Annotated in this window: 17 protein-coding genes; 7 read left to right on the top strand and 10 right to left on the bottom strand. The window is 61.9% G+C overall.

Annotated features, from left to right (window positions below):
- The first annotated feature begins 107 nt into the window (after nucleotides 1–107).
- From BFQ00_RS19825 to cmoB, 3 genes are all read left to right on the top strand, one after another.
- The gene (locus BFQ00_RS19825; protein ID WP_065934483.1) at nucleotides 108–497 is read left to right on the top strand and encodes a protease inhibitor I42 family protein; all 390 of its coding nucleotides are present in this window, start codon (nucleotides 108–110) and stop codon (nucleotides 495–497) included.
- A 138-nt stretch (nucleotides 498–635) separates the two neighbouring features.
- Nucleotides 636–1,379, top strand: a complete 744-nt coding sequence (gene cmoA / locus BFQ00_RS19820) for a carboxy-S-adenosyl-L-methionine synthase CmoA (protein ID WP_065897503.1) — start codon at nucleotides 636–638, stop codon at nucleotides 1,377–1,379.
- Entirely contained in the window at nucleotides 1,376–2,332 is a 957-nt protein-coding gene (cmoB, locus tag BFQ00_RS19815; protein WP_065934482.1) for a tRNA 5-methoxyuridine(34)/uridine 5-oxyacetic acid(34) synthase CmoB, read from the top strand. The genes cmoA and cmoB overlap by 4 nt, the downstream gene beginning before the upstream one ends.
- A 139-nt stretch (nucleotides 2,333–2,471) precedes the next feature.
- Here the strand turns inward: cmoB and tadA are convergent, their stop codons facing one another.
- From tadA to lptF, 10 genes are all read right to left on the bottom strand, one after another.
- Nucleotides 2,472–2,966: a tRNA adenosine(34) deaminase TadA gene (gene tadA / locus BFQ00_RS19810; protein WP_065934481.1), complete on the bottom strand. Its 495-nt coding sequence runs from the start codon at nucleotides 2,964–2,966 to the stop codon at nucleotides 2,472–2,474.
- Entirely contained in the window at nucleotides 2,966–4,348 is a 1,383-nt protein-coding gene (locus tag BFQ00_RS19805) for a multicopper oxidase family protein (protein WP_065934480.1), read from the bottom strand. Before BFQ00_RS19805 ends, tadA begins: the two co-directional genes overlap by 1 nt.
- Before the next feature lie 170 nt (nucleotides 4,349–4,518).
- Complete coding sequence (gene pdxJ, locus BFQ00_RS19800) at nucleotides 4,519–5,268, bottom strand: pyridoxine 5'-phosphate synthase (RefSeq protein ID WP_065934479.1); 750 nt, start codon at nucleotides 5,266–5,268, stop codon at nucleotides 4,519–4,521.
- A 51-nt stretch (nucleotides 5,269–5,319) separates the two neighbouring features.
- A complete protein-coding gene (recO, locus tag BFQ00_RS19795) occupies nucleotides 5,320–6,009 on the bottom strand; it encodes a DNA repair protein RecO (protein ID WP_057724727.1) in 690 nt (229 codons plus the stop codon).
- A gap of 142 nt (nucleotides 6,010–6,151) precedes the next feature.
- Nucleotides 6,152–7,054, bottom strand: coding sequence for a GTPase Era (era, locus tag BFQ00_RS19790; protein ID WP_043204836.1), 903 nt, complete (start codon nucleotides 7,052–7,054; stop codon nucleotides 6,152–6,154).
- Nucleotides 7,047–7,736 carry a ribonuclease III gene (gene rnc, locus BFQ00_RS19785; RefSeq protein WP_003188856.1) on the bottom strand — a complete coding sequence of 230 codons (690 nt, stop codon included), beginning with the start codon at nucleotides 7,734–7,736 and terminating at the stop codon, nucleotides 7,047–7,049. Before rnc ends, era begins: the two co-directional genes overlap by 8 nt.
- Nucleotides 7,737–7,880: 144 nt before the next feature.
- Nucleotides 7,881–8,735: a signal peptidase I gene (gene lepB / locus BFQ00_RS19780; RefSeq protein ID WP_065894847.1), complete on the bottom strand. Its 855-nt coding sequence runs from the start codon at nucleotides 8,733–8,735 to the stop codon at nucleotides 7,881–7,883.
- A gap of 5 nt (nucleotides 8,736–8,740) precedes the next feature.
- Entirely contained in the window at nucleotides 8,741–10,540 is a 1,800-nt protein-coding gene (gene lepA, locus BFQ00_RS19775; RefSeq protein WP_003210439.1) for a translation elongation factor 4, read from the bottom strand.
- A gap of 154 nt (nucleotides 10,541–10,694) precedes the next feature.
- Nucleotides 10,695–11,774, bottom strand: a complete 1,080-nt coding sequence (gene lptG / locus BFQ00_RS19770) for an LPS export ABC transporter permease LptG (RefSeq protein WP_065885929.1) — start codon at nucleotides 11,772–11,774, stop codon at nucleotides 10,695–10,697.
- A complete protein-coding gene (lptF, locus tag BFQ00_RS19765) occupies nucleotides 11,767–12,885 on the bottom strand; it encodes an LPS export ABC transporter permease LptF (protein ID WP_065885928.1) in 1,119 nt (372 codons plus the stop codon). The genes lptG and lptF overlap by 8 nt, the downstream gene beginning before the upstream one ends.
- A gap of 285 nt (nucleotides 12,886–13,170) precedes the next feature.
- On the opposite strand from lptF, the gene BFQ00_RS19760 reads away from it, so the two are divergent.
- The 4 genes from BFQ00_RS19760 to BFQ00_RS19745 all read left to right on the top strand — a co-directional run bounded on the left by BFQ00_RS19760 (nucleotide 13,171) and on the right by BFQ00_RS19745 (nucleotide 18,672).
- A complete protein-coding gene (locus BFQ00_RS19760) occupies nucleotides 13,171–14,658 on the top strand; it encodes a leucyl aminopeptidase (RefSeq protein ID WP_065885927.1) in 1,488 nt (495 codons plus the stop codon).
- A 145-nt stretch (nucleotides 14,659–14,803) separates the two neighbouring features.
- Entirely contained in the window at nucleotides 14,804–15,232 is a 429-nt protein-coding gene (locus BFQ00_RS19755) for a DNA polymerase III subunit chi (RefSeq protein WP_065885926.1), read from the top strand.
- Nucleotides 15,233–15,239: 7 nt separating this feature from the next.
- Nucleotides 15,240–15,614, top strand: coding sequence for a DNA polymerase III subunit chi (locus BFQ00_RS19750; RefSeq protein ID WP_065885925.1), 375 nt, complete (start codon nucleotides 15,240–15,242; stop codon nucleotides 15,612–15,614).
- A 211-nt stretch (nucleotides 15,615–15,825) separates the two neighbouring features.
- On the top strand, nucleotides 15,826–18,672 hold the full coding sequence (locus tag BFQ00_RS19745; protein ID WP_065934478.1) for a valine--tRNA ligase: 2,847 nt from the start codon (nucleotides 15,826–15,828) through the stop codon (nucleotides 18,670–18,672).
- The last annotated feature ends 42 nt before the right edge of the window (nucleotides 18,673–18,714 follow it).

Here is an 18,714-nt window from a genome sequence, read left to right as displayed (position 1 = left end):
CAACATGTGGGAAGGGGCCCCCGATGAGGCCAGACCTGCCCCCTCCTGTCACACCCTGTCTCATCTTCGGTTATGCTCGCCCTTCGTCGTGTATAAATGGAGCCCCCATGACCGCAGCCCGCCTGCTTCTCCCCCTGAGCCTTGCCCTGCTCGCCGCGTGCGCCAGTGCGCCGAAGCAAAACGTCACCGTGGACAACCAGAGCGCCTGCCCGCTCCCGCTTAAAACCGGTCAGAACCTGATCCTCACCCTGCCCAGCAATCCCACCACCGGCTATCGCTGGGCCATCCAGGACTCCGCCGGCGGTGTACTGCGCGCATTGAGCCCCGAGGTCTACAGCAGCAGCGAATCCGGCGTGATCGGCGGTGGGGGCCAGTCGACCTGGCGCTTCCAGGCGTTCGCCCCAGGCCAGGGCCGTCTGCGCCTGACCTCCCAGCAACCGTGGGAACCGGAAGCCGAGCCCGTCGAGATTTTTGAATGCGAGATTACGGTGAACTGATGGGTCAAGGCTGTGGTGACGTGCTGATTCCGGCACCGCGTTCATCCAGAATGTCCGCGTAATCGTTGACGACCATCGCAGGCAAGCCAGCTCCTACGCTAAAATGCCGGCCTTTCCCCCTTCGTCGCCGGAACAACCGTGAGCAAAGAACCCGATCGCCTATTCGCCCAGCCCCTGCCCCAGGTGCCGGACTTCGCCTTTAACGAGGACGTGGTGCGGGTGTTCCCGGACATGATCAAGCGCTCGGTGCCCGGTTACCCGACCATCGTCGAGAACCTCGGTGTGCTCGCCGCCCAGTTCGCCCAGCCGAACAGCGTGCTGTATGACCTGGGCTCGTCCCTGGGTGCGGTCACCCAGGCCCTGCGCCGCCATGTGCGCACCGAGGGCTGCCGGGTAATCGCGGTGGATAACTCGACGGCGATGGTCGAACGCTGCCGCCAATACCTCAATGGCCAGGACTCGATGTTCCAGGAGTTACTGCCGGTGGACGTGATCGAGGGCGATATCCTTGCCCTGCACTTCCAACCGGCCTCGGTGGTGGCGTTGAACTTCACCCTGCAATTTATCGCCCCCGATGAGCGCCTGGCGTTGCTGGGGCGTATCCGTCAGTCGCTGCTGCCGGGCGGCGCACTGATCCTCTCGGAAAAGCTGCGCTTCAATGATGCCCAGGAGCATGGGTTGCTGACCGACCTGCATATCGCGTTCAAGCGCGCCAACGGCTACAGCGAACTGGAAATCGCCCAGAAGCGCAGCGCCATCGAAAACGTCATGAAGCCCGACAGCCTCGAAGAACACCGCGAACGCCTGCTGGCGGCCGGGTTCTCGAAAGTCGTGCCGTGGTTCCAGTGTCTTAACTTTGCCTCGTTGATTGCCTTGCCATGATTGATTTGTCTCCCCTCGCCCGCCATCTGGTCGGTACTCCCCTGGCCGTGTGGGCCCAGGGCCTGCAAGCGCAACTCGATAGCAAGATGGAAAAAGGCCACGGCGACCTGGAGCGCTGGCAGAGTGCTTTGGACGCACTGCCAAACATCCAGCCCAGTGACGTAGACCTGTTGAACGGCCTGGTGCTGGACACGGAGTGCGACGACGAGACTCGCGCACAGATGCACACGGCGCTCATGGGGCTGAGCCCTTGGCGCAAAGGCCCGTTCCACCTGTTCGGCGTGCATGTGGACACCGAATGGCGCTCGGACTGGAAATGGTCCCGAGTGGCGCCGCATCTGGACTTGAAGGGCAAGCGCATCCTCGATGTGGGTTGCGGCAATGGCTATTACATGTGGCGCATGCTCGGCGCCGGCGCCGACAGCGTGATTGGCGTGGACCCCAACTGGCTGTTCTTCTGCCAGTTCCAGGCGGTGCAGCGTTACCTGTCCCAACCCAGGGCCTGGCACCTGCCGTTCCCGTTCGAAGACCTGCCGGCGAACCTTGAAGGCTTCGACACGGTGTTTTCCATGGGCGTGTTCTACCACCGTCGTTCGCCGATCGAACACTTGCTGGCGCTGAAAGACACGCTGGTCAAAGGCGGTGAGCTGGTGCTGGAAACCCTGGTGGTGGACGGCGATCAGCAGCAAGTGCTGGTGCCGGAAGACCGCTATGCGCAGATGCGTAACGTGTGGTTCCTGCCGTCGGTTCCGGCGCTGATGCTGTGGCTGCGCCGCGCCGGATTCAGCGATGTGCGCTGCGTGGACGTGAGCGTGACCACGGTCGAGGAACAACGCGGGACGGCGTGGATGAAGTACCAGTCGCTCAGTGATTTCCTCGATCCCGAAGATCACAGCAAGACCATTGAAGGGCTGCCGGCGCCGATGCGGGCGGTGATCATCGCCAGGAAATAGCCGCGCGCTCCCTGAACAAACGCAGGGCAAAATGTGGGAGGGGGCTTGCCCCCGATAGCGGTGTATCAGCCATGGATGTGGTGACTGACACTCTGCTATCGGGGGCAAGCCCCCTCCCACATTTGATCACCTGTGTTGGCTAGATCTGAGGCTTGGCCCGGCGAGCCTTGAAGAATTCACTCAACACTGTGCCGCACTCCTCGGCCAGCACCCCGCCTTCAAACAGGACCCGATGGTTGAGAAAACCCTGGGTAAAAAACTGCCCCTGGCTCTGCACGATCCCGGCCTTGGGCTCCAGTGCGCCGTACACCACCCGTGCAATACGCGAATGCACGATCAGGCCCGCGCACATGCTGCACGGTTCCAACGTCACATAGAGGGTACTGCCCGGCAGGCGGTAATTGCTGACGGCGTGGGCGGCCGCGCGGATCGCGACCATCTCGGCATGGGCACTGGGGTCATTGCCGCTGATCGGGCAGTTGAAACCGCGGCCGATGATCTCACCGTCCTGCACCAGCACCGCGCCCACCGGCACTTCACCCAGTGCCGCGCCCTGGGCGGCGAGTGCCAGGGCTTCGCGCATGAAGTCCTGGTCGCGACTGCGGTCGATGATCGCGGGACGAACCTGGCGCATCACGCCACCTCGATGGCGGCCATCAGGCCGGTTTCCATATGGTCGATCACATGGCAGTGGAACATCCACACCCCCGGGTTATCCGCCACCAGGGCGACGCGGGCGCGTTCGTTCTTGCCCAAGAGGTAGGTGTCGGTGAAATACGGGATGACCTTGTGCCGGTTCGACGCAATGACCTTGAAGCTCATGCCGTGCAGGTGGATCGGGTGCTGGTACTGGGTCATGTTCTTCAATTCGAAAATGTAGCTCTTGCCCTTCACAAGCTTGGCAATGGGGCGGTCGGCGCAGGTCTTGTCGGTGATGTCCCAGGCCTGGCCGTTGATCTGCCACAGGCTCGGCGGCTTGCCGTTGTCGACGTTGACCGACACCGAACCGACCCATTCGAAATTGAAGTTGAGTTTCTCGGCATTGGCCAGGTCCGGTTCGGCAACCGGGTTGGCCGGCAGCGCCGGGGGCCACTCGGTGGGCGCGTCGGTGTTGGCCACCGAACGGAACGTGCCCAGACGCACCGGGCCATTGCGGATCGACAGCTCTTCGCCGGCGGGCGGCGCCTTGATCGCCAGGCAGATACGCATGCCAGGGCCCAGCCAGTATTCCTTGCCCAGCGGGCGCGGCTCGATGGGGTTGCCGTCCAGCGCGTAGATCTGCGCGTCGACATCCGGAATGTTGATGCGATACGTCAGGGTGTTGTCGAGGTTGAGCAGGCGCACCCGGGTGATCTGCCCGGCCGGCAGCTCGATCACGGCCTGGGACACGCCATTGATGGTGGATAAACGCCCCGCCGTACCGCCACGCGCCGCCTCACGGGGGATGCTGAAGGCGACAAAGGCGCCCTCTTCGTCCACGTGCCAGCTTTTCAGGCTGAGGGTGCGTTCGTGTTTGAAACCGGTGGGCTCGCGCTCCTCGATGATCAGCGGTCCGACCAGGCCCCGGCCGAGTTCTTCGCTGCTGTTGACGTGCGGGTGATACCAGTAGCTGCCGGCGTCGGGCACACGGAACTTGTAGTCGAAGTATTCCCCTGGCAATACCGGCAATTGCGAGACGTAGGGCACGCCGTCCATTTCCAGCGGCAGGCGGATGCCATGCCAGTGGATGGTGGTGGCGACCGGCAGGTGGTTGATAAAACGCACCCGCAGCCACTCGCCCTGGCGTACGCGCAACTCGGTGCCGGGCGCCGAAGGGCCGAACGCCCAGGCCTGGGTGGTGTGGCCCGGCACCAATTCCACGTCCAGGGGCGCTGCGATCAACTCGTAATCGTGCCCCGCCTCGGACTCGGCGACCTTCCCCAGCCAGTAGCGGTAGCCGCCACCGGCACCGACGCCCACTACGGCCAGGCCTGCAAGACCACCCAGGATTTGTCGACGGGAAAAGGATCGGGACACAACAACCTCACGTATCTGCCACAGGCACAGGGCCTGCAAAGGGCGGATACGATACACCGGCCCCGGCTGTAGGAGCGAGCTTGCTCGCGAAAAACTCGAAGCCTGCGCGTGTATCCAGGCGACCCGCGTTATCGTTGACGTTTTTCGCGAGCAAGCTCGCTCCTACAGTGTCAGCGATCCATTGTGGCGGCCGCCAGGATCAGCGCCTTCATCTCGGCCACGGCGCCTTTGAAACCGACGAACAGTGCATGGGCCACCAGCGCATGGCCGATGTTCAGTTCGTTGATGCCCTTGATCGCCGCCACGGCTTCGACGTTGTGGTAGTGCAGGCCATGGCCGGCGTTGACGATCAGGCCTTCGCCAAGCCCGCAGTTCACGCCGTCGATGATGCGTTGCAGCTCTTCAGCCACTTCGGTCGGCGTGGTGGCATCGGCGTAGCGACCGGTATGCAGTTCGATGGCCGGGGCACCGACGCGACGTGAGGCCTGGATCTGACGCTCGTCGGCGTCGATGAACAGCGACACTTCGCTGCCGATCTTCGACAGGCGCTCCACGGCAGCCTTGATCCGTGCTTCCTGGCCGGCCACGTCGAGGCCGCCTTCGGTGGTCAGTTCCTGGCGGGTTTCCGGCACCAGGCAAATGTGCGCCGGGCGGATGCGCTCGGCGAACTGCATCATTTCTTCGGTGACGCCCATTTCAAAATTCATGCGGGTCTGCAGCACGTCCTTGAGCAGCAGCACGTCGCGCTCCTGGATATGGCGGCGGTCTTCGCGCAGGTGCACGGTGATGCCGTCGGCGCCCGCTTCTTCGGCGTCCAGCGCGGCCTTGACCGGGTCCGGGTAACGGGTGCCCCGGGCCTGGCGCAGGGTGGCGACGTGGTCGATATTGACGCCAAGAAGAATGCGATTGCTGGTGGTCACGGAAGCGCTCCTGAAAAGGGAAAGAATCGGTGCACAGCATACACGGGGATGTCAGGGCTTTCGAAACAACTCGCGACTGACCAGCGGCCGTCCGCCCAGGTGCACGGCCAGGGCCTGGCGCATCAGGCGCTTGGCGGCGGACAAGGCGCCGGGGGCGGTCCAGTCCGCTTCGCTCATGGCCAGCAACTCGGCGCCCTGGAACAGGCCGGGTTGCAGCAGGTACACGCGCTCAAGGCCTGCATCCACTTGCAGGCGATACAGCCCGTCGGCGGCGACAGGGTCACCGTGCAGGTCATTGTGCAATTCGAAGCCGTAGCCCAGGTCATCCAGCAGGCGCCATTCAAAGGCCCGCAGCAGCGGTTCCAGGGGACGGCCTTCGGCGAGGGCGAGCAAGGTGGCGGCGTAGTGATCGAAGACGGCCGGGTGCGGGTCTTCGGCGGGCAGCAGGCGGATCAGCAGCTCATTGAGGTAGAGACCGCTGAACAGCGCATCGCCATTGAGCCAGGCGGACGTGCCGACGCTTTCCAGGCGGCCGACATTCTTCAGCTCGCCCTTGCCGCGAAACTCCACGTCCAGGGCCACGAACGGCCGCGCCAGCGTACCGGCCTTGCCCCGCGCGCTGCGCAGAACCGCGCGCAGGCGGCCTTGGGGCGTGAGGAAGTCCACCAGGGCGCTGGTCTCACGGTAGGCGCGGCTGTGCAGCACATAAGCGAGCTGGCTGGGAGGCGGGGATTGCGACATGGGTTCTCGATCTTGAAAACAACATCAACCGAATGTGGGAGGGGGCTTGCCCCCGATGGCAGTGTGTCAGTCACTTATCCATTAACTGACCCACCGCCATCGGGGGCAAGCCCCCTCCCACATTTTTCTGACCCTGCGGGTCTTACAGGTCGCCGTAGCCCAGGGAGCGCAACGCGCGCTCATCATCGGACCAGCCACCCTTAACCTTCACCCACAGGTTGAGCATGATCTTGGAATCGAACAGCAATTCCATGTCCTTGCGCGCCTCGGTGCCGATGCGCTTGATGCGCTCGCCCTTGTCGCCAATGATGATTTTTTTCTGGCCGTCGCGCTCAACGAGGATCAACGCATGGATGTGCAGGGTTTTGCCCTGCTGCTTGAACTCTTCGATTTCAACGGTGATCTGGTACGGCAGCTCGGCGCCCATCTGGCGCATGATTTTCTCGCGCACCAGTTCCGCAGCAAGGAAGCGGCTGCTGCGGTCGGTGATCTGGTCTTCCGGGAAGAAGTGCTCGTTCTCCGGCAGGTAGCCGGCAATCACGCGCTCCAGGGCTTCGAGGTTGTGGCCGTGCTGCGCCGAGATCGGCATGATCTGGGCATTCGGCAGTTGTTCCTGCAGCCAGGTCAGGTGCGGCATCAGTTCGGCTTTGTCTTCGATACGGTCGGTCTTGTTCAGCGCGACGATCAACGGGCCTGTGACGTACTGCACGCGCTCCAGCACCATCTGGTCTTCGTCGGTCCACTTGGTGCGGTCGACCACGAAAATCACCACGTCGACGTCTTTCAACGCCGCCGAAGCGGTCTTGTTCATGTAGCGGTTAAGCGCCTTTTCACCGCCCTTGTGCATGCCGGGGGTGTCGACGTAGACCGCTTGCACGGTGCCTTCGGTCTTGATGCCCAGCATGTTGTGGCGAGTGGTCTGCGGCTTGCGCGAGGTGATCGCGAGCTTCTGGCCGAGGATGTGGTTGAGCAGCGTGGACTTGCCCACGTTGGGGCGGCCGACAATGGCAACATAGCCACAGCGTGTTGCGGTTGAATCAGTCATGGCCATTCTCCACGCCCAGGGCAATCAGTGCTGCAGCGGCCGCTACCTGTTCGGCAATACGACGGCTCACACCCTGACCTCGGCTTTTTTCGTTCAGTAAGGTGATTTCACATTCCACGAAGAACACGCGGCAATGCGGCTCACCCTGGATATCCACCACTTCGTAGCGTGGCAGTTCGCAACCGCGCGACTGCAGGTATTCCTGCAGGCGGGTCTTGGGGTCCTTGTTGGTGTCGACCAGCGTCAGGCTTTCGATTTCCGAAGCCAGCCAGGCGACCACGCGCTCCTTGGCCGTTTCCATCCCTGCATCGAGGTAGATCGCCCCGATCAAGGCTTCCAGGGCATCAGCCAGGATCGACTCGCGACGGAAACCGCCACTTTTCAATTCACCGGAACCGAGGCGCAGGTACTCGCCCAGGCCGAAACCGCGAGCCAGCACCGCCAGGGTCTCGCCTTTCACAAGACGGGCGCGCAGGCGCGAAAGCTGGCCTTCGCGCGCTTGCGGGAAACGCTCGAACAGCGCCTCACCGGCGGCGAAGTTGAGGATGGCGTCACCGAGGAATTCCAGGCGCTCGTTATTGCGCCCTGCAAAGCTGCGGTGTGTGAGGGCAAGGACCATCAATTCCTGGTCCTTGAAGGTGTAGCCGAGCTGGCGCTCGAGACGACTCAGAGAAACGGTCACGGTTTATCCATATCTAGTTGGTGGCACCGGCGGCCATCGACGATTGACGCAGTGTTCAAATTCACATCCTGATGGGTACCGGGCATCGGAAAATGTCCAAGCCCCAGAAAAGCATTCGGCGCTGTGATCACAGCGCCGCCTGTATTACTTGATCAGCCCGACCCGCGAGAAGTTCGGCAGGTGGCTGAGCTTGGGTTCCGGCCAGCTCATCCAGACCGCGAAGGCTTTGCCGACGATATTCTCGTCGGGCACCATGCCCAGCAGGTCCTTGGGAATAGTAGGGTCATCCCAGTAACGACTGTCGTTGGAGTTGTCGCGGTTGTCGCCCATCATGAAGTAGTGCCCGGCAGGCACTTTCCACTGGCCATCGGGCATCGCGCGGTAGCGGCTCATTTCCTTGCGGATCTGGTGCTCCACCGCACCGAGTTTTTCCTGGTACAGCTCGGCGCTGCCCAACGTGTTCGGCTCGGCGCCCAACAGTTTTTCGGCCACCGACTCACCGTTGATGAACAGGCGCTTGTCGCTGGTGTAGCGGATCACGTCGCCCGGCAGGCCGACCACACGCTTGATGTAGTTGACGTTCGGGTCGCTCGGGTAGCGGAACACCATCACATCACCGCGCTGCGGGTCACCGACCTCAATCACCTTCTTGTCGATCACCGGCAAGCGAATCCCGTAGGAAAACTTGTTCACCAGAATGAAGTCGCCCACGTCCAGGGTAGGTTTCATCGACCCCGAAGGGATCTGAAACGGCTCCACCAGGAAAGAACGCAGCACCAGCACGATGAACAATACCGGGAAGAACGATTTGCCGTATTCAACCAGCAAAGGCTCTTTGTTGAGCTTCTCGACCACCACGGCATCGGGCTGGCTGACGCTGCCCTGATAGGACGCGATAGCCGCCCGCCGACGCGGGGCGAAGAACACCAGATCGAGCAACGCCAGAAAACCACAGACGGCAACGGCGATGACCAGCAACAGCGGGAAATTTAGCGACATAGGACCTAACTATCCAACCTGAGCACCGCAAGGAAGGCTTCTTGTGGAATTTCCACATTGCCCACTTGCTTCATGCGTTTTTTACCGGCCTTTTGCTTCTCAAGCAGCTTGCGCTTACGGCTGACGTCGCCACCGTAGCATTTGGCCAGTACGTTCTTTCTGAGTGCCTTGACGGAGGTCCGCGCAATGATCTGCCCGCCAATGGCGGCCTGGATCGCAACGTCGAACATCTGACGCGGAATCAGTTCTTTCATCTTCTCGGTCAACTGGCGACCTTTGTAGTGCGCATTGTCCTTGTGCACGATCAGTGCCAGGGCATCAACCTTGTCGCCGTTGATCAATACATCCAGCTTCACCAGATTAGCCGACTGGTAACGGTCGAAATGGTAGTCCAGCGAAGCATAGCCGCGACTGGTGGATTTGAGACGGTCGAAGAAGTCCAGGACCACTTCGTTCATCGGCAAATCGTAGGTCACTTGCACCTGGGTACCGAGGAACAGCATGTCGTGCTGCACGCCACGCTTTTCGATACACAGGGTGATGACGTTGCCCAGGTGCTCCTGCGGCACCAGGATATTGGCGCGCACGATCGGTTCACGCATGTCTTCGATGGAAGACAGGTCTGGAAGCTTGGAGGGGTTGTCGACGTAAATCGTTTCACCGGTTTTCAGCGCCAGCTCGAAAATAACCGTTGGCGCGGTGGTGATCAGGTCCAGGTCGTATTCGCGCTCCAGGCGCTCCTGGATGATCTCCATGTGCAGCATGCCGAGGAACCCGCAACGGAAACCGAAGCCCAGGGCGTCGGAGCTTTCCGGGGTGTACTGCAACGACGAGTCGTTGAGGGTCAGCTTCTGCAGGGCTTCGCGGAAATCTTCGAAGTCGTCGGAGCTGACCGGGAACAGACCGGCATAGACCTGCGGCTGAATGCGCTTGAAGCCTGGCAGCACGTCGACATCCGGCGTTGAGCTCAGGGTCAGGGTGTCACCGACCGGCGCACCGTGGATGTCCTTGATACCGGCGATGATGAAGCCTACTTCGCCGGCTTTCAGATCAGTGGTGGCGGTATGCTTGGGGTTGAACACGCCGACGCTGTCCACCAGATGGATCTTGCCGGTGGACTTGACCAGGATCTTGTCGCCCTTCTTCACGCGGCCATGGCGCACGCGCACCAGGGAGACAACGCCCAGGTAGTTGTCGAACCAGGAGTCGATGATCAACGCTTGCAGCGGATCTTCGTAGTTGCCGGTCGGCGCGGGGATGGTCTTGACCAGGCGCTCGAGCACTTCGTCGACGCCCAGGCCGGTCTTGGCGCTGCACTCGACGGCGTCGGTGGCGTCAATGCCGATGATTTTTTCGATTTCTTCCTTGACGCGGTCCGGATCGGCCTGTGGCAGATCGATCTTGTTCAGCACCGGCATCACTTCCAGGCCCTGCTCGATGGCGGTGTAGCAGTTGGCCACGGACTGGGCTTCAACGCCCTGCCCCGCGTCCACCACCAGCAGCGCGCCTTCGCAGGCGGCCAGGGAACGGCTGACTTCATAGGTGAAGTCGACGTGGCCCGGGGTGTCAATGAAGTTGAGCTGGTACTTGATACCGTCTTTGGCGGTGTAGTACAGGGTAACGCTGTGGGCCTTGATGGTGATCCCGCGCTCGCGTTCGAGGTCCATGGAGTCCAGGACCTGGGCTTCCATTTCACGCTCGGCAAGGCCGCCGCACATCTGGATGAATCGATCGGCCAGCGTCGACTTGCCATGGTCAATGTGGGCGATGATGGAGAAATTGCGGATATGACTCAAATCACTCACGGATCAACACTCAAAAAGGCTGCAGGCAGATTGCCCGCTGAAAAATAGCCGGGAATTGTACCTGATGCTCGGGCCAGACGTCATCTTTGCTGACGAACACAAAAAAGCCCCGTTTCCACGGGGCCCAATGTTGCAGGAGCGAGCTTGCTCGCAATCAGCCGGCTCGACGCAGCAACCAGAACCCGGCCACGGCGCAGATAAACGTCGGCACCAGCACCGCGAATAGCGGCGAAAACCCGAATACCAGGCTCGAAGGCCCGAGCAAGTCCTGGGCGATGCGGAAGGTGAAGCCCACCAACACGCCGGTGAATACCCGCTGGCCGAGGGTCACGGAACGCAACGGGCCGAAGATAAAGGAGATCGCCATCAGCACCAGCGCCGCGGTGACCACCGGTTGCAATACCTTGACCCAGAACGCCAGCCAGTAGCGGCCATTGTTCAGGCCCTGGTCCTTGAGGTAGTGGATATAACTCCAGAGACCCGAGATCGGCAGGGTTTCCGGAACCATGATCACCGTATTGAGCAGCTCCGGCTTCAGCGCGATATCCCATGTCTGGGTGGGTTCATTGACCACTTCGGTGCTGGCATTGAACCCCTGGCCCACATTATGGAACAGCGTGGTGGTGACCTCGCTCAGTTGCCATTGCGCGCCATCGTATTGCGCACGCTTGGCGAAGCTGGAGCTGAGCATGTGCCGCTCTTTGTCAAACGTGTAGCGCGTGACCCCGATCAACAACCCGCCGGGCTGCACGGCGTTGATGTGGATGAACTGGTCGCCCTGACGGTGCCACAGGCCGTGTTTGGAACTCTGCGCATCGCCGGAACCCTGGGCCAGGGCGCGATTGGCCTGGGCGGTGGCTTCGGACGGTGGCGCGACGTATTCGCCGATCAGCACGCTGCACGCCATCAGCAGCAGCATCGGCTTCATGACCGCCCAGACGATACGCCCGATGGACACGCCCGCCGCGCGCATGATGGTCAATTCGCTGTTGCTGGCCAGGGTGCCCAGGCCGATCAGGCAGCCGATCAGGCCGGCCATCGGCATCATGTCGTAGAGACGCCGCGGCGCGGTCAGCGCCACGAAGCTCAGTACGTCCATGACGGTATAGGTATCGGTAACGTTGCCCACTTCATCGATGAAGGCGAACAGCGAGGCCAGGCCCAGGATGATGCCCAATACCGCCAGGATGGCGATCAGTACGCTGCTACCAATGTAGCGATCGAGCTTAGCCACGAGCCAACTCCTTCAGGCCACGACGGCTCTTCATTTTCAAACGGATAGGCTCCCAGTAGAGCAGCCCCAGGCCGATCACCAGGAAAATCCCGTGCACCCACCACAGGCCCAGGGCGGGCGGCAACTTGCCCTTTTCCAGGGAGCCACGGGCGGAAATCAGGATGGTCAGGTAAGCCATGTACAGCAGGATCGCCGGCAGCAGCTTGAGGAATCGGCCCTGGCGCGGGTTGACGCGCGACAGCGGCACCGCCATCAAAGTCACGATAAACACCAGCAGCGGCAGCGACAGGCGCCATTGCAGTTCGGCGATGGAGCGCAGTTCCTGGCTGCCGAACAGCGAGGCGGTGGGCAGCGCGTCGCGGTCGGTGACTTCGTCGCTGATATCGGGCTTGGGCAGCATCACGCCGTAGGTGTCGTATTTGATCACGCGGTAATCGGCCAGGCCCGGGCTGCCATCGTAGCGATAGCCGTTATCCAGGATCAGGTAGCGGCTGCCGTCGGGGTGCACTTCCTGGCGGCCGCCGTCGGCCACCAGGATCGAGATGCCACGGTCTTTCTGGTCCTTGCCGAGGTTTTTCTGGGAAATGAACACGCCGCTCAGGTTGGAACGGTCTTCGGTCATTTCTTCGGTGTAGGTCACGCGCGTGCCGTCGTTGAGTGCCTGGAAACGCCCGGGCTCGAGGGTGTCGAACTCGGTCATCGCGTCCTGCTTGTTCAGCAGCAGTTGGAACTGCATGGCGCCCTGGGGTGCCAGGCTCAGGCTCAACCAGGCCACCACCAGGGCAACGCCGGCGGCCGGCACCATGGTCATCGCCAGCAGGCGCTGCTGGCTCATGCCGGTGGCGGACAGCACGGTCATCTCGCTTTCGAGATAGAGCCGGCCATAAGCCAGCAGAATGCCAAGGAACAGGCCGAGCGGCAGGATCAGTTGCAAAAAGCCCGGCAGGCGAAAGCCCATGATCAGGAACAGCGAGCCCGGATCCAGGGCGCCGGAGGCAGCCTGCGCAAGGAATTTGACGAAACGACCACTCATGATGATGACCAGCAATACCGCACTCACGGCACTCAGGGTCAACAGGACTTCGCGGGATAGATAACGGAAGACGATCAAACCAGACACTCCAGGGTTGTCAGGCTAAGGCGGCCAAACAAGCAAGCATACCGAGTCGACCCGTTTATCACGGGTCGGCTAAAAAGATGGCGCATTATCCTGTGATTGACCGCGCCTGTCACTGCGCAACCTCATGCGCATGCACAAAGCGTGCTTCGAGGGTTGTCAGGCTTCGCCTGCGAGGTTCAAACTGCGGCCTTTGTCGCTGGCGGCTTACAAGGCTGCCGCGCTTTTAAAGCCTGGGTAAAAACGCCAGGCTCACCGACCTTTATAAGGGACCCGAAAATGGAATTGGTTGTAAAAAGCGTTAGCCCCGAAACGTTGAAAACCGCCACCCTCGTGGTCGCTGTTGGCGAAGGCCGCACACTCGGCGTTGCCGCCAAGCAACTGGATGAACTGAGCGGCGGCGCCATCAGCGCCGTGCTCAAGCGCGGCGACCTGGCCGGCAAAGTCGGTCAGAGCCTGCTGCTGCACAGCCTGCCGAACCTCAAGGCAGAGCGCGTGTTGCTGGTGGGCGTGGGCAATGACGCCGAACTGGGCGACCGTCCGTTTCGCAAGATCATCAGCGCCATCCTCACCACGCTTAAAGGCCTGGGCGGCAGCGACGCGGCACTGGCACTCGACGAAATCGTCATCAAGGGCCGTGACAGCTACGGCAAGACCCGCCTGCTGGCCGAAAGCCTGGTGGACGGCGGCTACGTCTTCGACCAGTTCAAGAGCCAGAAGGCCGACCCCCGTGCCCTGAAGAAAATCACCCTGCTGACCATCAAGGCCGCCCAGGCTGAAGTCGAGCGCGCCGTGACCCACGCCACCGCGATCGCCAAGGGCATGTCGTTCACCCGCGACCTGGGCAACCTGCCGCCGAACATCTGCCACCCCACCTACCTGGGCGAACAGGCCAAGGCGCTGGGCAAGGAGTTCAAGGGCCTCAAGGTTGAAGTGCTGGACGAGAAGAAGATCAAGGAACTGGGCATGGGCTCGTTCTATGCCGTAGGCCAGGGCAGCGACCAGCCGCCCCGCCTGATCGTGATGCAATACAACGGCGGCAAGAAGTCCGAGAAGCCTTACGCCCTGGTGGGCAAAGGCATCACCTTCGACACCGGCGGCATCAGCCTCAAGCCGGGCGCAGGCATGGACGAGATGAAGTACGACATGGGCGGCGCCGCCAGCGTGTTCGGCACCCTGCGTGCCGTCCTGGAACTCAAGCTGCCGATCAACCTGGTGTGCATCCTGGCCTGCGCCGAGAATATGCCGAGCGGCGGTGCTGCCCGCCCAGGCGATATCGTCACGACCATGAGCGGCCAGACCGTGGAAATCCTCAACACCGACGCCGAAGGCCGCCTGGTGCTGTGCGATGCGCTGACCTACGCCGAACGCTTCAAGCCGCAGGCGGTGATCGACATCGCCACCCTGACCGGCGCCTGCGTGGTTGCCCTGGGCGCCCACACCTCGGGCCTGCTGGGCAACAACGACGAGCTGATCGAGCAACTGCTCAGCGCCGGCAAGGCTGCCGACGACCGCGCCTGGCAACTGCCGCTGTTCGATGAGTACCAGGAGCAACTGGACAGCCCGTTCGCCGACATCGCCAACATCGGCGGCCCGAAAGCCGGCACCATCACCGCCGCCTGCTTCCTGTCGCGGTTCACCAAGAACTTCAACTGGGCGCACCTGGATATCGCCGGCACTGCATGGGCCAGCGGCAAGGACAAGGGCGCAACCGGCCGTCCGGTGCCCCTGCTGACCCAATACCTGCTGGACCGCGCCAAGGCCTAAGCGCCACCGGCCCTTCTGTAGGAGCGAGCTTGCTCGCGAAGATCGCCAACGATAACGCGCCCATCCCGGATGAACGCGGTGTCCTCTGGTTTTTCGCGAGCGAGCTCGCTCCTACAGGACTGGCGGGCCAGCAACAGGAACCGCAATGACCCAAGTCGACTTCTATATATTGCCCAGCGCCGACCCGTCCGCGCGCCTGGACTTTGCCTGCAAGCTCACCGAAAAGGCCTGGCGCATGGGCCATCGCATTTACCTGCATTGCAGCGATGCCGCCCAACGCGAGGACCTCGATGCCCGCCTGTGGCGCTTCAAGGGTGAAAGCTTCCTACCCCACGGCCCCGCCGAATCGGAACCCGACGGCGTGGTAGTGCTGGGCCTGGGTGACAGTTGCGGCGACCACCATGACCTGCTGGTCAACCTGGACCTGAAAGTACCGGCCTTTGCCAAGGCCTTCGCCCGTGTGGCGGAAGTGGTGGTGGAAGACCCGGCTATTCGTCAGGCCGCGCGGGAGAGTTTCCGTTTCTACCGCGAACAGGGCTATCCTCTGCAGGACCACCGGCTACAACGACTTTGAGCACATGATGGACACGCCCAACCCGCTGAAAAAAGACGACCACCTGCTGGACGACCTTGAGTCGATCCGCCAGTTGCTGGGTGATGATGGCTTGCAACCGCCGCTGTTGACCGAAACGGCCGATGGCGAGATACAGATTCCGCTGTTGTTCGACATGGTCGGCAACAAGTCTGCTGCGCCGGAGCCAGCCATTACCGAGCCCGCCCCCGCTGCCGAAAAAGCCCCCGACGCCCTGCTGCTGCATCTGGACAACGAACTGCGCGCCGCCGCGCAATTGATCATGCAGGACGTTATCGATGATTTTTCGCCGCATATTGAAGCCGAGATCAAACGGCGAATGGATGCGCGGATGGAGCGGCTGCTCAGCCAATACCAGTCTTAAGCCACACCGAGATCCCCTGTGGGAGGGGACTTGCCCCCGATAGCGGTGAGTCAGCAGTCTATTTGAAGCTGACAGACCGCCATCGGGGGCAAGCCCCCTCCCACATTTGGTTGCATACACCTTAAGCCCTGTCTTCGCCTCGCCCTGCGCTCTATCCCCCGTTATACTTGCCGGCTTTCCTGAATAAATGCCAACTAGGGTCCCGCCGCGCATGGATAAGACCTACCAGCCCCACGCTATCGAAACTTCCTGGTACAACACCTGGGAGTCCGAAAACTATTTCGCCCCACAAGGTGCGGGCGACTCGTACACCATCATGATTCCGCCACCGAACGTCACTGGCAGCCTGCACATGGGCCATGGCTTCAACAATGCGATCATGGATGCGTTGATCCGTTTCCGCCGCATGCAGGGTCGCGACACCCTGTGGCAACCGGGTACCGACCACGCCGGTATCGCCACCCAGATGCTGGTGGAACGCCAACTCGAAGCCACCGGCCAGAGCCGTCACGACCTGGGCCGCGAGAAATTCCTCGAGAAAATCTGGGAATGGAAAGACCAGTCCGGCGGCAATATCAGCCGTCAGATCCGTCGCCTGGGTTCCTCCGTGGACTGGAGCCGCGAGCGCTTCACCATGGACGACGGCCTCTCGGAAGCGGTGAAGGAAGCCTTCGTGCGCCTGCATGAAGACGGCCTGATCTACCGTGGCAAGCGTCTGGTCAACTGGGACACCAAGTTGCACACGGCGATTTCCGACCTCGAGGTGGAAAACCACGACGAGAAAGGCTTCCTGTGGAACCTCAAGTATCCGCTGGCTGACGGCGCCAAGACCGCCGAGGGCAACGACTACCTGATCGTCGCCACCACCCGTCCGGAAACCATGCTCGGCGACGCCGCCGTTGCGGTTAACCCGAACGATGAGCGCTATCAGGCGCTGATCGGCAAGTTCGTCGAGCTGCCACTGGTCGGCCGCCGCATCCCGATCATCGCCGACGACTACTGCGACCCTGAATTCGGCACCGGCTGCGTGAAAATCACCCCGGCCCACGATTTCAACGACTACGAAGTCGGCAAGCGCCACAACCTGCCGCTGCTGAACATCTTCGACAAGAATGCCGCCGTGTTGCCGGCCTGCCAGGTGTTCAACCTGGACGGCACGCTGAACGAGAGCATCGACGGCAAGATCCCGGCCGAATACGCCGGCCTCGACCGCTTCGAAGCGCGCAAGCAGATCGTTGCCGCCTTCGACGCTGCCGGTTTGCTGGTGAGCGTTGACGACCACGGCCTGAAAGTGCCGAAGGGCGACCGCTCCGGCACCGTGATCGAGCCGTGGCTGACCGACCAGTGGTACGTGTCCACCAAGCCGCTGGCCGAGCCTGCCATTGCCGCCGTGGAAGACGGCCGCATCCAGTTCGTGCCTAAACAGTACGAAAACATGTACTTCTCGTGGATGCGCGACATCCAGGACTGGTGCATCAGCCGTCAGCTGTGGTGGGGCCACCGGATTCCGGCCTGGTACGACGAATCGGGCAAGGTGTATGTAGGCCGCGACGAAGCCGAAGTGCGCGCCAAGCACAACCTCGGTGCCGACATCGCCCTGCAACAGGACAACGACGTACTGGACACCTGGTTCAGCTCGGGCCTGTGGACCTTCTCGACGTTGGGTTGGCCGCAGCAGACCGAATTCCTGAAGAAATTCCACTCCACCGACGTGCTGGTCACCGGCTTCGACATCATTTTCTTCTGGGTTGCCCGGATGATCATGCTCACCATGCATTTGGTGAAGAACGAAGACGGCACCCCGCAGGTACCGTTCAAGACCGTGTACGTGCACGGCCTGGTTCGCGATGGCCAGGGCCAGAAAATGTCCAAGTCCAAGGGCAACGTCCTGGACCCGCTGGACATCATCGACGGCATCGACCTGGAAACCCTGGTGCAGAAACGCACCTCGGGCATGATGCAGCCCAAACTGGCGAAAAAGATCGAGAAGCAGACCCGCGACGAGTTCGCCGACGGCATCGCCAGCTATGGCACCGACGCCCTGCGCTTCACCTTCTGCTCCCTGGCGTCCACCGGTCGCGACATCAAGTTCGACATGGGCCGCGTCGAAGGCTATCGCAACTTCTGCAACAAGATCTGGAACGCCGCGCGCTACGTGCTGGATAAAGGCGAAGACTGCGGCCAGAACGGCGAAGCCTTCGAACTGAGCCTGGCCGACCGCTGGATCATTTCGCAGCTGCAGCGCACCGAAGCCGAAGTGACCCGCCAGCTCGACCAGTTCCGTTTCGACCTGGCCGCCCAGGCCTTGTACGAGTTCATCTGGAACCAGTATTGCGACTGGTACCTGGAACTGTCCAAGCCAGTGCTGTGGGACGAAAACGCGCCGGTCGAACGCCAGCGCGGCACCCGTCGCACCCTGGTGCGCGTACTGGAAGTGGCGCTGCGCCTGGCGCACCCGTTCATGCCGTTCATCACCGAAGAAATCTGGCAGCGCCTGGCGCCGCTGGCCGGTGTCGAAGGCAAGACCATCATGCTGCAGCCCTGGCCGGTGGCCAATGAAGCCCGTATCGATGAGGCCGCCGAAAGCGATATCGAATGGCTCAAAACCCTGATGCTCGGCACGCGCAACATCCGCGCCGAGATGAACATCGGTCCGGGCAAGCCGCTGGCCGTGTTCGTCAAGAACGCCAGTGCCGAAGACCAGCGTCGCCTCAGCGAAAACGATGCGCTGCTCAAGAAGCTGGCCAAGCTGGAGTCCATCACCGTATTGGCCGATGGCGCCGAAGCACCGCTGTCGGCCACTGCGCTGGTCGGTGATATGGAAGTGCTGGTGCCGATGGCCGGCCTGATCGACAAGGGCGCGGAACTGGCCCGTCTCGACAAGGAAATCGCGCGCCTGCAAGGCGAAGTGCAACGCGTGGGCGGCAAGCTGTCCAACGCGGCATTCGTCGACAAGGCGCCGGCGGAAGTGATCGAGAAAGAACGCGCCAAACTGGCCGAGGCTGAACAGGCCCTGGGCAAGCTGGCGGAGCAACATGCGCGGATTTCCAGCCTGTAAGGCTTGAGTCGCGCAAAAAAGAGACCTTCGGGTCTCTTTTTT

Origin of the sequence: Pseudomonas sp. 28 E 9, from assembly GCF_900004785.1 — a bacterium.
GTDB lineage: Bacteria > Pseudomonadota > Gammaproteobacteria > Pseudomonadales > Pseudomonadaceae > Aquipseudomonas > Aquipseudomonas orientalis_A.
The sequence above is the reverse complement of the archived record's forward strand: the minus strand, read 5'-3'. Positions and strand labels throughout refer to the sequence as shown.

Bases quoted from the DNA above. Each gene is read 5' to 3' on its own strand.
- recO (WP_057724727.1), bottom strand. From the start codon at position 6,009: ATGTCGCAATCCCCGCCTCCCAGCCAGCTCGCTTATGTGCTGCACAGC.
- era (WP_043204836.1), bottom strand. From the start codon at position 7,054: ATGACTGATTCAACCGCAACACGCTGTGGCTATGTTGCCATTGTCGGC.
- lepB (WP_065894847.1), bottom strand. From the start codon at position 8,735: ATGTCGCTAAATTTCCCGCTGTTGCTGGTCATCGCCGTTGCCGTCTGT.
- cmoB (WP_065934482.1), top strand. From the start codon at position 1,376: ATGATTGATTTGTCTCCCCTCGCCCGCCATCTGGTCGGTACTCCCCTG.
- BFQ00_RS19750 (WP_065885925.1), top strand. From the start codon at position 15,240: ATGGACACGCCCAACCCGCTGAAAAAAGACGACCACCTGCTGGACGAC.
- BFQ00_RS19760 (WP_065885927.1), top strand. From the start codon at position 13,171: ATGGAATTGGTTGTAAAAAGCGTTAGCCCCGAAACGTTGAAAACCGCC.
- tadA (WP_065934481.1), bottom strand. From the start codon at position 2,966: ATGCGCCAGGTTCGTCCCGCGATCATCGACCGCAGTCGCGACCAGGAC.
- BFQ00_RS19755 (WP_065885926.1), top strand. From the start codon at position 14,804: ATGACCCAAGTCGACTTCTATATATTGCCCAGCGCCGACCCGTCCGCG.
- BFQ00_RS19745 (WP_065934478.1), top strand. From the start codon at position 15,826: ATGGATAAGACCTACCAGCCCCACGCTATCGAAACTTCCTGGTACAAC.
- BFQ00_RS19825 (WP_065934483.1), top strand. From the start codon at position 108: ATGACCGCAGCCCGCCTGCTTCTCCCCCTGAGCCTTGCCCTGCTCGCC.